This window comes from Kribbella sp. NPDC002412 (assembly GCF_053592935.1).
This window is the reverse complement of the sequence record NZ_JBSFBL010000068.1, coordinates 1-12879: the sequence shown is the minus strand read 5'-3', so window position 1 is coordinate 12879 and position 12879 is coordinate 1. Positions and strand designations below refer to the sequence as shown.

Here is a 12879-nt window from a genome sequence, read left to right as displayed (position 1 = left end):
CGTCAGCCGACCTTGGCGGATGCTGCCACGAAAGTGTTGCAGGTGCCGGGATCGGTGCTCGCAAAGCCCTGGTTCATCCACAGCGCGAGACTCCGGGCGGACCCGTGGTCGCGGGTCTTGTCCTTCGAGTTCTCGTCGCCGCCGTGCCGGATCAGCCAGGTCCACTGGGTCAGCAGTTCACCGCGCAGCGGGAAGCTCGCCTTGGCCGCGCCGAAGAAGGCGGCCGAGAAGCAGTTCGCCTGCAGCGACTGGCGCCGGTCCATCTCCAGCCGCGCCGCCTCGGTCGGCGCGGTGTCGCGGAGGTTCGCGGTGGCGTCGAAGATGCCGGTGAGGTTCTGCAGGTGCGCGCCGTACGCGAAGCCGAGCGACTGGGCCATGTCGGCCCGGACCGCGGCCTTGCGCTGCGAGTAGGTCTCGGTCAGCTCCTGCCACGGCATGGTGACGCTGCCGCCCTGCTCGTCGGAGCAGTACGACGCGACCTCTTTCTGCACGCCGCACGCGGTCTCCTGGCCGTTGTCGAACACGATCAGCCGCGGCGAGCGGAAGGTGAATCCGGCCTGGGTCACCAACGGCTTCCACGCGTTGTCCATGCAGGCGATCAGGGCCTGGTAGTACGAGCGGACGTTCTCCTTCGACGTCGGCCGGTACGCGGGCTCCGCGCACTTCACCGTGGCCAGCGGACCGGTCGAGTAGAACGGGTTCTCGCGCTGCACCTTGGCGTCCGGCGTCGGCTCGGCGGTCGGCGTCGGCACGCCGGACGGGTGGAAGGACGGCGTGACCAGCGGGGTGGAGACGAAGTCGTCGTACGACGAGAGCAGTTTCGCGCCGACCGCGACCCCGCCGCCGACGAGGACGAGGGCGAGGACCACGATCCCGGCGATCAGCGCCTTCGACTGCTTCTTGGGCACGAACGGGATCGGGTCGGGGTGGTAGACGGCCCGGTACGCCGCGGCCGCCGGGTCGTCCGGCGGTGGCAGGCCGAACCGCGTGCCGGACAGTTGCGCCGACCGCCGCGACTCCAGCCGCGACCCGGACAACTGCGGCGGCCCGGCCGGGGTGCCGGCCCCGAGGCGTGGCGTCGGCGCGGTCAGCGGCGCCGACCCGGGCGTGGACCCACCGTTCGTCGACTCGTCCGTGCCCGCGCCTCCGGGCAGGAAATGGCCAGGCTTCGGCGCCGGCTTGTCCGCCATTCTTCCCCGCTTCTCCCCAGTACCGGACGTCGCCGGTCCCACCCACTCAGGTCCCATCGACGCCCAGGGACCCCTCCCGCAACGCCCGAAAGATGCTAAGGCCTAGACCACACCCCCCGATACCGCCTTGCCACTATTGACACCGTTTCGCTACCACGCCCGCCTGACCTGCTCCGGGTCAGTGGCTAAGGTGCCCGCATCGATCTGGGGTTCGAGTGTTCCTGCTGCGGGGAGTGGCACGCGGAGCTGCCCATGGCATTCCACGCCGAGGCGCCGGTCTACTGGACGCCCGAGCTGGCCGGGGCACCGGGGTGTGAGCTCACCTCGGACCAGTGCGTGATCCACGGTGAGCACTTCTTCGTGCGGGGACTGATCGAGCTGCCGGTAGTCGACACCGGAGAGATGTTCGCGTGGGGTGTGTGGGTGTCGCTGAGCGCGCAGAGCTTCGAGCATGTGTCCGAGCGCTGGTACGTCGAGGGGCGCGAGCGCGACGAGCCGTACTTCGGCTGGCTGTCCAGCGCCCTGCCCTACGAGCCGGCCACGGTGAACCTGAAGACGAACGTGCACAGCCGTCCGGTCGGCGCGCGCCCCTTGATCGAGCTGGAGCCGACCGATCACCCCTTGGCCGTCGAGCAGCGCGACGGCATCACCCAGGCGCGGATGCGCCAGATCGCCGAGCAAGCCCTCCACCCCGACGGCTGACGCAAATCTGGTTGCGGGTGGCGGGCCGGGGCTGTTGGCTTGCCGCGTGGTGGAGTTGAGGCGGGACGACTATCCGCGGGCCAACGGGTATGACGTGGAGTGGTTGCTGGATGGGGATATGGGGCCTCATCCGTTGTGGTTGTTGGAGGATTTGGCGCGGGATCTGGAGCTGCGGCCGGGGATGCGGGTGCTGGATCTGGGGTGTGGGAAGGGCGCCACGTCGGTGTTCCTGGCGAAGGAGTACGGCGTTCAGGTGTGGGCGGCCGATCTGTGGGTCGAGCCGACGGACATCGCGGCGTACATCGGGTCGCAGCAGGTCGACGGGATCGTGCCGGTGAAGGCGGAGGCGCACGCGCTGCCGTTCGCGCACGGGTTCTTCGACGCGATCGTCTGCATCGACGCCTACGAGTACTTCGGCACCGCGGACGGCTACCTGGCCTACATCACCCAGTTCCTCAAGCCCGGCGGCCAGTTCGGCGTCGCCACCCCAGCGCTGCGGACCGAGATCCGCGACCTCGGGCACATCCCGGACCACATCAGGAAGCTGGTCGGCTGGGAGGCGCTCGCCTGGCACACCGCCGACTGGTGGCGGTTCCAGTGGGAGATCACCGAGCTCGTCGAGGTCACCGCAGCCCGGCTGCAGGAGTCCGGCTGGCAGGACTGGCTGACCTGGGCGCAGGCGGTCTCCGCCCACCGCGGCGACCGCGACGGATCGCTCGACATGCTCGAGGCCGACCAGGGCGAGTACCTGACCTTCGCGATGCTGGCGGCACGCAAACCCGCAGCCTGACTGTTGCCCACCTACCCCAGTAGGACATGCTGGGGACATGAGCTGGGCTGTGTACGCGATGCGAGGACCAGGAGGCGTACGCCGCCTCGACGACATTCCGGACGGGTACGAGCCCCCGTCGGTCGGCACGTCCGAGGACGTGGTGGCGAAGGTCCGTGAGGTCGTCCCGGGGGTCGACACGAGCAAGCCGTCCTGGCTCACGCTGCGCAGCGACGAGTTCGACGTCGAGATGACGATCGGCAAGGGCGTCGAGGTCCGCGACATCACGTTCTACCTGAACGACGGCCCGCGCTCGATCCCGATCGTGATGGAGATCAGCCGGGTGCTCGGCGTGACGCCGTACGACACCGAGTCCGGCAACTTCCTCACCGAGGAGTCGCGGCCGCCGGTGCCGCCGCCGCTGACCGAGGACGAGATCAAGGCCAACAAGCCGAAGTGGTGGAAGTTCGGCCGTAAGTAACCACCCCCGGTGGTGCCCGGTCCTGAACGCCTGCCCTAGAATCAGGGCGATCGTACAGGACGATTGCCCAGGAGGTGGGACCGATGACGTCTCCAGCGGCTGCCCGCGGGCAGGAAGTGCGGCACCGGCTGCTGACCGCCGCGGCGGAGCTGATCCCGGAGCGCGGCTGGTCCGCGGTGAGCACGCGGATCCTGGCCGACCGCGCCGGCGTCACGCCGAGCGTCGTGCACTACCACTTCCCGTCGGTGCAGGCGGTGCTCACCGAGGCTGCGGTCACCGCGATGCGCCAGGTGCTGGCCGCGACCGACGAGCAGTTCACCGCGGCCGGGTCGCCGGCCGAGGCCATCGACGCGATGCTCGCCTCGATCGAGCAGCACTCCGGCGTCGACCCGCTGTCGCTGCTGTTCGTCGAGGCCTACCTGGCCGCGACCCGCGACGAGCACCTGCGCGAGCAGCTCGCCACTCTCGTCGCGGACTTCCAGCAGCGCGTCGGCGACTGGCTCGCGGTCCAGCAGGTCCCCGATCCGGCCGCGACCGCCGCCGTACTGGCCGCCGCCATCGACGGCATCCTCCTGCATCGCGGCCTCGGCTCGACCGGTGAAGGTACGGCGGGCGTCCTGCGCAGGCTGGTGACATCGTGAAGGCGATCATCTGTGGAGCCGGCATCGCCGGCCTGGCCGCCGCGAACCTGCTGGCCGACCGCGGGTACGACGTCATCGTCGTCGAGCGCACCCCGAGCCCCCGCACCCAGGGCTACATGATCGACCTCTTCGGCCCCGGGTACGACGCGATCGAGGCGATGGGCCTGCTCCCGGCGCTGCGGGAGGCCGGCTACAACGTCACCGAGGCCCTCCTTGTCGACGACCACGGCCGCCGCCGGGCCGGCATGAGCCTGGGCCAGTTCGCCGCGGGCGCACTCGTCAGCGTGATGCGCCCGGATCTCGAGCACGTACTACGCGAGTCCCTGCCGACCAGCGTTGATCTCCGGTACGGCGTCGGTCTCGACAACGTGACGCCGCAGGCCGACGGCGTACGGGTCGGGCTCACGGATGGGACGTCGCTGCCGGCCGACCTGCTAATTGGTGCCGATGGCATCCATTCGACCGTGCGGCGGCTGGTCTTCGGGCCGGAGTCGTCGTACCTGCGCTACCTCGGCTTCCACACCGCGGCCTACACCTTCGAGGCTCCCGACATCCACGCCGCAGTCAACGGGCGGTTCGTGCTGACCGACACGATCGGCAGCCAGTTCGGGTTCTACGGCCTGCGGGACGGCCGGGTGGCGGCGTTCGCGGTGCACCGTACGGCGGATCCGTCTTTGCCGGCCGATCCGCGGACGGCGCTCCGGTCGGCGTACCGGGAGCTCGGCTGGGTCGTGCCCGAGGCGATCGAGCGGTGCCCGGAGCCGGAGGAGATCTACTACGACCAGGTGGCGCAGATCGTGATGCCCTCGTGGAGCAAGGGCCGCGTGGTCCTGCTCGGCGATTCCGCGCACGCCGTCTCCTTGTTGGCCGGCCAAGGCGCGTCGCTCGGGATCGCCGGCGCCTACGTGCTCGCCGACCGGCTCGCCAAGTGCTCGTCTATCGAGACTGCCCTGACCGAGTACGAGGAACTGTGGCGTCCGGAGGCCGAAGCCAGGCAACGCGCCGGTCGCAGGGCCGCGCACTGGTTCCTCCCGGGCTCGCAGTTCGCGTTGATCGGCCGCCGGCTGGCGCTGCATCTTCTGCGGCTCCCGTTGCTGAGCCGTCTGGCCCCGACCGCAGTGGCCGGCAAGCCGACGACGCTGGTGCAGTCGCTCAGCTGACCCGGCGGGTCGAGACCAGGACGCCGATCTTGTTGATCCGGTGCTCGGGGTTGCCGAGTTCGTCGCTCCAGTAGTTGCCGGCCGCGTGATCCTCGGGAGTGGCGCAGGTCGAGAGCGTGATCATCGCCTGGGTCGGTGTGGCGCCTGGCCGGCCGGGGACGGCGGCGTTCTGCTGGGCCTTCTCGGCGGGCTGGCGGAACGAGATCGTCATCGTCCGGTTGATCACGTAGTCGTAGACGACGCCGCCCGCTGTCACCAGGACGTGGTCGCCGTTGTCGAGCTCGGGCACCCGGCCGAACGGGCGTCCGTGCGTGGTCCGGTGCGCGGTGATGATGTAGTTGCCGACGTCGCCCGGCCCTACGCCACCAGCCTCACCACGCGGGCTGGCCGCGACGCCGCGATCCTGGATCACGGTCCCCGGGCGATCGTCCGCCGTACCTGTGTACGGGAACACTCGAAGCCGCCGTACGTTGATCGCCGGGATCGACATGCTGGCGACGGCCGAGTTGGTGGGCGTCGCGGTCGGGCTGGGTTTGCGAGTCGGCGTCGGGGTGGAGGTCGGGGCCGGGGTCGGCGTCGGGCTGGTCGCCGTACTCGGTGTAGCACTGGGCGTGACGGGCGTAGGCGTCACTCGGCTGGACGACTCGCCTGAAGGGCTTGCCACATCAGCACACCCGACCAGTCCAGCCGCCGCCAGCACCGCACCAACCATCCACCGCCCCACGTTTTCGACGGTAGCTCGACCCACCGAAAGCCGCCCGAAAACCGGTCAGTCGTCGAGCACTGCAAGGACAGCCGGCCCCAGCCGCAGGACGCCGGAGGTCAGCGGTGTCGTGCGAATGCCCCCGTGGCCGCGGAGCGCTTTGAACGCGCCGGGAGCCAGGACGGTGTCCATCCACGCACACGGGTTGGCCGGCCGATGGGCCTGGAACTCGACCGCGCCGGAGCCGGAGTCGAGGGTGAAGCGTCGGCCAGGCGTACGGCGGGCGGCGAGGGTGTCCAGCGGATAACCGCGAAGCGCGATGTTGCGACGAAGCAGCAGCGGGTCCGGTACGGCGGGGAGCTCGAGCGTCGCCGCGAGATCGTCCAAGACGGCCGCGTCGAAGAAGGTGATCGCCGCGTTGCGATGCACCGTCTGCCCGAAGTAGCGGTCGCCGACGATGCCCAGGCCGGCGCGGATTTCGACCTCGGACCGCCCCACCGGCTCCGGGTCCGGCCGTGGACCGTCCTGCGGCCGCCCCTCGAACGCGTGCACCGCCGACACCATCAACGCCACGATCTCCACGGAGACGGACATCCGGCTCACCCCCAGGTCAGTGGGTCCAGGAGGCGGAAGAACTCCAGCCGCCGCCGATCAGGATCCGGTACGCCGTACGCGCTCAGGAACGGCGCAGGGTCCGCCGACCACTCGTCCTGCAGCTGGATCGTGGCCAGGGCGAGGTCGGAGTAACGATCGGCGACGCCGAGCCGGCCCAGGTCGATCAGCCCGCTGACTTCCAGCGTGCCGGGGTCGAAGAAGATGTTCGGCAGACACGCGTCGCCGTGACACACGGCACGGTCGGCGACCGACTCGATATAGGGGCTCTCAGCAACTACCCGGTCGAGCAACTCGGACGGATCCAGCGCCCGCCACTCGTCGGTGAGGAAGTCCGGGTTCACCGCTCCCCGCCGTACGACGTCCGCCGCCGTCGCGACCACTGACGCGAGCGGCCGTTCGAACGGGCAGTCGGGGATCGAGTGGAGCTCACGCAACATCTCTCCCAGGCTGCGCATCGCCTTGAAATGCGCGGCTTCCGGCAGCTCCGTCCCCGCGACGCCGGGCACCGCCGTCGTCACCAGACAGGCGCCATCGGGTGACTCGAGCCAGTCCGCGACCGTTGCCCCCGGCAAGCTGGTGCCTGCGAGCCACTCGACCCGGTCCCGCTCGTCCCGCAACTCGGTGACGCCGGAGAGCGCGCAGCACTTGGCGAAGACGTCACCGCGCCGGAAGACCGACATGTCGGACTCCCCGACGGTCACCGGTTCCCAGTCGTCATCCTTCAGCCGGAACACGGGACGAGTCTCGCACGATCAGCTGCCAGGGAAAATCGAATACCTGGCCGTCGGCGCCCTCGCGATCGGTCAGCCGGCCGACGATGATCCGCGCCAGCGCCTCGTTGAAGCCGACCGGCCCGACGGTGGACAGCGACGGGTCCAGATGCTCGCCTTCCGGCGTGTTCCCGACCCCGACCACAGCAAGATCCCCGGGTACGTCGAGCCGCAGCCGGTGCGCCGCCCGGACGGCAGCGATCGCCGCGAAGTCCGTCGTGCAGTAGATCGCGGTCGGGCGGTCCGGCCTGGTGAGCAGCGCCATCGCGGCCCGGTACGCGCCCTCCGGGTGTCGCTCGAAGATCTCGATGTCCTCGGACCGGATCGAGCGGCCCGCGTTCCGCATCGTGTTGACGTAGGCGTCGTACCGGGCGAATCCCGACGTCCGCGAAGTCAAGGCGCCCACGCGGTCGTGGTGCTCGATCAGGTGCTCCACGGCCAGGTGGCAGCGCGGCTCGGCGCCGGACCGGATCACGTCGAAGCCGCGCGGCTCGAGCGTCTCGCTGAAGGCGACGATCTGCACACCCTGGGCCGCGAACGTCTCGAGCTCGGCGATCTGGTCCGGGTCCGGGTTGACGCTGTCGATGAAGATCACGTCCGGAGTCCGGTTCGACAGCACGGTCCGCCAGTCGCCGTCGGCCACGATCAGCGCGGTCTTGCCGAGCGGGCTGACCGCCTGGCTGACGGTCTCCGCGACGGCCTGCGACCACGGGTCCGCGAGCACGCTGAGCGACAGCAGCACGAGATCGGACTTCCCGGTGCGGATCGCGCGGGCCGCGTCGTTGCGCCGGTAGCCGAGCTTGGCCGCCGCCTCGCGGACCCGGGCCGCGGTCGAGTCCTTGATCGTGTGGCTGCGATGCCGGCCGGACAGCACGTACGACACGGTCGCGACCGACACCCCGGCCTCGGCCGCGACCATCCGCAGCGTCGGCCGGTCAGCGGCCACAGGTCGTTGCCCCATCGACATGTGATTGATTCTTGCAGAGTTTCTCAGACGCGACCTAACCCTTGACGGCGCCCGTGATGACGCCCTTGGTGAAGTGGCGTTGGAGGAACGGGTAGACCAGTGCGATCGGCACCAGCGCGACCACGACGACGGCCATCTGCAGCGATTGTGGTTGCGGTAGCGGTTCCACGCCGAGCTGGTCGGCGGACAGCGACTTGCCCTGCAGCACGTACGTCCGCAGGATCACCTGGACCGGCCACTTCGATGTGTCGTTCAGGTACAGCAGCGCGTTGAAGAACGCGTTCCAGAACCCGACCGCGTAGAACAGCCCGACCACCGCGATCACCGCCTTCGACAACGGCATCACGATCCGCCGCAGGATGGTGAAGTCGCTCGCCCCGTCGATCCGCGCACTCTCCAGCAGCTCACCGGGCACGTTCATGAAGAACGTCCGCAGGACGACGAAGTTGAACGCGCCGAGCGCCCCCGGCAGGATCAGCGACCACAGGCTGTCGAGCAGCCCGAGTTGCTTGACCACCAGGAACATCGGGATGATCCCGGGCGCGAACAGCAGGGTGAACAGCACCATCAGCAGCACCGGCCGCCCGAACAGCACCGGCCGCGATGTCGCGTACGCCAGCGCGATCGTGACCGCGAGCGCGATCGCCGTACCGACGACGGTGACGAAGACGCTGACCATGATCGCCCGGCCCATCAACCCGCCGCTGAACAGCGTTTCGTACGCCTTCAGCGTCGGGTGCGACGGCCACAGCACGTACCCGCCGGCGTCGATGATGTCCTGGTCGCTGGCCAGCGACGTCGAGATCACCACCATGATCGGGATCACGATCACCAGCGCGAAGCCGCCGAGGACGACCGCCTTGATCGACTGGTAGAGCGGGGACGGGTTCTCTTTCCAAATCGGTCTCATGAGCGCCTCTGGAAGATTCCGGGCTCACCGAGCCGGTGCGCCAGCGAGTTCGCGCCCCACAGCAGCAGCGCGCCGAGCACACCCTTCGCCAGGCCGGCCGCGGCTCCACTGCTCCAGTCACCGCCGACGACGCCCGCGTAGTAGGTGAAGGTGTCCAGTACTTCGGCCGCGCCCGGACCGACCGAGTCGCGTTGCAGGATGAACTGCTCGAACCCGACGCTCAGGATGTCGCCGATCCGCAGGATCAGCAGCAGCACGATGACGGTCCGCATCGACGGCAGCGTGATGTGCCAGAGCCGCCGCCAGCGCCCGGCGCCGTCCGCCGCCGCGGCCTCGTAGAGCGAGACGTCGACCGCGGTCAGCGCGGCCAGGAAGATGATCATCGCCCAGCCGGCGTCCTTCCAGATCAGCTGCGCGACCACCAGCAGCGGGAAGGTGTCCGGGTTCGTCATGAACGGGATCGGGTCCAGCCCGGCCTGCCGGAGCAGGTTGTTGACGAACCCGGCGCCGCCGAGCGACTGCTGGAACAGCGTGATCACCAGCACCCAGGACAGGAAGTGCGGCAGGTAGGCGATCGTCTGGAACCAGCGCCGGAGCCGGTTGCTGACCAGGGAGTCGACGATCAGCGCCAGCGCGAGCGGGACCGGGAAGAACAGCACCAGCTGCACCCCGGCCAGGATCAGCGTGTTCCGCAACGCGTCCCAGAAGTCCGGGTTGCCGTACAGGTTGACGAAGTTCTGCAGGCCGTTCCACTCGCTGTGCATGATGCCGAGGTACGGCTGGAAGTCCTGGAACGCGACCACGTTGCCGAGCACCGGCAGGTAGAAGAACACCAGCAGGAACAGCACGCCCGGGATCATCAGCAGCACCATCTGCCAGTCCCGCCGCCACCGCACCGCGAACGGCAGGCCGGTCTTGGCCTGCCGCCGGGTGACCGCTTTCTTCAGCATCCGTCAGGACCCCGTGACCGGGACGCTCGACGGCAGCACCGCCTCGAACTCGCCGCGCATCTTGTCGCCGCCGCCGGACTTCCAGCGCTTGAGCGCCTCGTCGTACGCCGAGATCTTCTGCCGGCCGGTGACGATGTCGACGATGGTGTCGCGGAAGCCCGCGGTCAGCTTCGGGCCGACCTTGCTGCTGGTGTCGGAGTAGGTGCCCGCGGTCGGGTTGCGCATCGCGAACTCGAGCAGCTTCTGCTCGGTCGCGTAGATCTTCTTGGTGTCCTCGGGGAACGCCGGGTTGAAGATCACGCTCTCCGGCGCCGTCATGATCTGCAGCGCGCTGACCAGGCCGGGCGCCTGCTGGGTGCCGGCCTTGGTGAGCACCGGGTTCTTCTTGGCGTCCAGCTGGTACTGCTGACCCTCGACGCCGAAGTTCTTCTGCAGGTACTCCTTGGTGCCGAACGGCGCGGACAGGTAGTCGACCAGCGCGAGCAGCTCGCGGATCCGGCCCTCGTCGGTCTTCTTGAACGGCGTGAACCCGACCGTGCCGTAGCCCATGTCGTAGATCGGCTTCGCCTTGCCGTCGTGGCCGAACGGGATCAGCGTGTCGACGAACAGCGTCGGGTCGAGCGCCCGGAAGTCGGCGGTCGCCCGCGGGCCGACGGTGACCTGCGCGGCGATCTGGCCGTTCACGGTCTTCGGGGTGGCGTCGGCCAGGTTCAGGTCGGGGTAGAAGACCTTGGCCGCCCAGAGCTTGGCGGCGTACTCGACCGCGGCCCGGTAGTTGTCGGTCTCGTACAGGTGGGTGAGCGAGCGGTCCTGGTTCACCCGCCATCCGTTCGGGGCGCCGAACCACTCGCCGAACATGTGCAGCATGTTGATGATCGCCGGCTCGAGCGCGTAGTTCGTGCCGTTCGACAACTCCTTGCACTTGGCAAAGAACTCGTCGGCGGTGCTGCTCTGCAGGCCGCCGACCTTCGCCCAGGTCCGCGGGTTGCCCATCATCACCTGGCCGAACGGCGTCGACGGGATCGGCGCGCCCCAGATCTTCCCGTTCACCACCGCGGTCCGCCACGACGCCGGCTTCAGCGCGGCCAGGTTCGGGTACTCCAGCACGGCGTCGCCGGACAGGTACTTGGTCAGGTCCTGGAACTTGGCCTCCAGCATCGGGCCGATGTTCGGGATGCCCTGGTTCGGCGGCAGCCACATCAGGTCCGGCAGCGAGTCGCTGGCCAGCAGGGTGGCGAACTTCTCCGGGTAGCCCGGGTCGGTGCCGATGGTGAGCCGGAGCTCGGCGCCGAGCGCCTGGTTCAGCGACTGCCACATCGGGTTGCTGCCCATCGGCGGCGGCGGGGTCGCGAACGTCTCGGTCAGCGCGCTCACCGCGTTCTTCAGCGGCGGCGCCTTCACACTCGAGATCGCGTCCGGCGGGAACTGCAGGAACCCGGGTTCCAGGCCGGACTCGGCGCCCGCGAGGTCGGGCCGCAGGCCCTCGAACGGCTTGTACGTCGGCAGGGTCAGCTCACTCGATGCCTTCGCCCCACCGTTCGCCGCGCCGCCGTCGCCGCACGCGGCCAGCGTAGGTCCGGCCAGCACGGCGCCGGTCACGGCACCGCCTACCTGCAGAAATCGCCGCCGACTGATCATAGTTGCTCCAAGTCAAGAACAAGTGCTCACTACTGCACACTTAAACGTTAACCCGGACCGTAAACCGCGCCCTGCCCCGGATGCAAGGCGTGAGTCCAAAATCGGCGTGCGCCCACACAAGAAGGCGGCGGCCGCGGGGTACGACTCCCGCGGCCGCCGGCCGGACACCAGGTCTCGCGACCCGTGGAGCTACTTCAGAACAGGTGCAGGATCAGCACCGCACGATCAGGCTGGTGAGCGCGGTGCACGCGCGGCTGGCCTGGTCGTTGGCCGCGTTCGGGTCGGTGGGCGAGCTCGCCGTACGCTGCGCCGTCGCGACCAGGGATCCGAGCGTGAGCAGGCCGGCGTCGGCCGAGAACGTCCGGGTCACGGTCGCCCCGCTCGCGAGCGCCGGTATGTCGCAGTTGACCGTCCGCGTCGTCCCCACGCGGGTGCAGCCTGACGAACCGGCGTACACCAGGCCGGCTGGGTAGGCGCCGACCACCCGGACGTCGGTGGCGTCACTGGGACCGTTGTTCTTCACGGTCACTGTGTAGGTGATCCGGGAGACGAGCAGGCCACGGGCCGACGCGTTCAGCGACACCGCGACGTCGGCGTCGGACGGCGCGGGCGGCAGGATCGTCAGCACCGGGCCGTCGAAGGTCTCGAACGCATAGTTCTCGCCGATGAACTGGTGCTGCAGCGTGACCGGCCCCGCCGGCGCGGTGTCCTTGACCCGCAAAGTGAACACCACCGTCCGGGTCTCGCCGGGAGCCATGTCACCGAAGCCGCCGCGGATACTTCCGCCGAGGATGTCGCAGGCGAACGCGCCCGGGCACGACACCAGGTCGACCAGCCCGGGAAGCGACGTCTCCTTGCCGTACAGGCCGGCCTTCGCTCCGGTCACCGTGAAGGTCCGGTCGTTGTGCAGCGTCTGGGTGACCGTGAAGGTCTCCCCCGGCCGCGCCGACGTCGGACTGAGTTCGATCGCACTCGACGGCGGCGCCGCCGTCGCCAGTTGTGGCACCGCCGCCAGGCCGGTCCCGACCACCGCTGTCACCAGCGCAGCACGCAGCAATTTCAAGGCACGCATCGTAAAGCCCCCCACCCCAGGTCACACTTCCCCCACACCCGCTGAACGCAGGTGAAAAAGAGTATGGACCGGCCGGCCACCCGGCACAACCACTCGGCGCGACGAAAATTTGCGAACGGCAACAGCCCGTGGCCGCCGCCGCCCGGTACCCCCGGTGGACAACCGGTTGCGGCCAGATGGTTGCCCTCTACAACCGGTGGCAGGCTTCTGAACGCAGAACGCCCCGGCCCATGCGGGCCGGGGCGTTCGAGCGGATTCAGCTGATGGTGAGGATCTTGTTCACCGTGTAGACCTGCGTGTGGTCCGCATCG

At 69.2% G+C, this 12879-nt stretch carries 14 protein-coding genes; 5 read left to right on the top strand and 9 right to left on the bottom strand.

Translation table 11 applies throughout. The features are described 5' to 3' along the window. Positions 1-2 precede the first annotated feature (2 nt). Positions 3-1190 carry a neutral zinc metallopeptidase gene (locus tag ACWCOV_RS36200; RefSeq protein WP_449833879.1) on the bottom strand — a complete coding sequence of 396 codons (1188 nt, stop codon included), beginning with the start codon at positions 1188-1190 and terminating at the stop codon, positions 3-5. A gap of 198 nt (positions 1191-1388) precedes the next feature. On the opposite strand from ACWCOV_RS36200, the gene ACWCOV_RS36195 reads away from it, so the two are divergent. The 5 genes from ACWCOV_RS36195 (at position 1389) to ACWCOV_RS36175 (ending at position 4943) form a co-directional block, all read left to right on the top strand. Beyond that, complete coding sequence (locus tag ACWCOV_RS36195) at positions 1389-1892, top strand: DUF2199 domain-containing protein (protein WP_449833899.1); 504 nt, start codon at positions 1389-1391, stop codon at positions 1890-1892. A 46-nt stretch (positions 1893-1938) separates the two neighbouring features. Further along, entirely contained in the window at positions 1939-2682 is a 744-nt protein-coding gene (locus ACWCOV_RS36190) for an SAM-dependent methyltransferase (protein WP_449833878.1), read from the top strand. A 37-nt stretch (positions 2683-2719) separates the two neighbouring features. After that, the gene (locus tag ACWCOV_RS36185) at positions 2720-3142 is read left to right on the top strand and encodes a hypothetical protein (protein WP_449833877.1); all 423 of its coding nucleotides are present in this window, start codon (positions 2720-2722) and stop codon (positions 3140-3142) included. A gap of 83 nt (positions 3143-3225) precedes the next feature. Further along, positions 3226-3783, top strand: a complete 558-nt coding sequence (locus ACWCOV_RS36180) for a TetR/AcrR family transcriptional regulator (protein WP_449833876.1) — start codon at positions 3226-3228, stop codon at positions 3781-3783. Continuing rightward, positions 3780-4943: an FAD-dependent oxidoreductase gene (locus ACWCOV_RS36175; RefSeq protein WP_449833875.1), complete on the top strand. Its 1164-nt coding sequence runs from the start codon at positions 3780-3782 to the stop codon at positions 4941-4943. Before ACWCOV_RS36180 ends, ACWCOV_RS36175 begins: the two co-directional genes overlap by 4 nt. On the opposite strand, the gene ACWCOV_RS36170 is transcribed toward ACWCOV_RS36175, so the two are convergent. From ACWCOV_RS36170 to ACWCOV_RS36135, 8 genes are all read right to left on the bottom strand, one after another. Next, the gene (locus ACWCOV_RS36170; RefSeq protein WP_449833874.1) at positions 4936-5667 is read right to left on the bottom strand and encodes a class E sortase; all 732 of its coding nucleotides are present in this window, start codon (positions 5665-5667) and stop codon (positions 4936-4938) included. The genes ACWCOV_RS36175 and ACWCOV_RS36170 overlap by 8 nt on opposite strands. A gap of 45 nt (positions 5668-5712) precedes the next feature. Next, on the bottom strand, positions 5713-6240 hold the full coding sequence (locus ACWCOV_RS36165) for a molybdenum cofactor biosysynthesis protein (RefSeq protein ID WP_449833873.1): 528 nt from the start codon (positions 6238-6240) through the stop codon (positions 5713-5715). Positions 6241-6245: 5 nt separating this feature from the next. Then, the gene (locus tag ACWCOV_RS36160) at positions 6246-6995 is read right to left on the bottom strand and encodes a phosphotransferase (RefSeq protein ID WP_449833872.1); all 750 of its coding nucleotides are present in this window, start codon (positions 6993-6995) and stop codon (positions 6246-6248) included. After that, positions 6976-7992 (bottom strand): LacI family DNA-binding transcriptional regulator, encoded by a 1017-nt coding sequence (locus ACWCOV_RS36155; protein ID WP_449833871.1) that lies wholly within the window; start codon positions 7990-7992, stop codon positions 6976-6978. The genes ACWCOV_RS36160 and ACWCOV_RS36155 overlap by 20 nt, the downstream gene beginning before the upstream one ends. A 40-nt stretch (positions 7993-8032) precedes the next feature. Next, the gene (locus ACWCOV_RS36150) at positions 8033-8908 is read right to left on the bottom strand and encodes a carbohydrate ABC transporter permease (protein WP_449833870.1); all 876 of its coding nucleotides are present in this window, start codon (positions 8906-8908) and stop codon (positions 8033-8035) included. Further along, entirely contained in the window at positions 8905-9858 is a 954-nt protein-coding gene (locus ACWCOV_RS36145) for an ABC transporter permease (RefSeq protein ID WP_449833869.1), read from the bottom strand. The genes ACWCOV_RS36150 and ACWCOV_RS36145 overlap by 4 nt, the downstream gene beginning before the upstream one ends. Positions 9859-9861: 3 nt before the next feature. Next, the gene (locus ACWCOV_RS36140) at positions 9862-11496 is read right to left on the bottom strand and encodes a sugar ABC transporter substrate-binding protein (protein ID WP_449833868.1); all 1635 of its coding nucleotides are present in this window, start codon (positions 11494-11496) and stop codon (positions 9862-9864) included. A gap of 211 nt (positions 11497-11707) precedes the next feature. Continuing rightward, positions 11708-12559 carry a hypothetical protein gene (locus ACWCOV_RS36135; protein WP_449833867.1) on the bottom strand — a complete coding sequence of 284 codons (852 nt, stop codon included), beginning with the start codon at positions 12557-12559 and terminating at the stop codon, positions 11708-11710. Positions 12560-12879 lie beyond the last annotated feature (320 nt).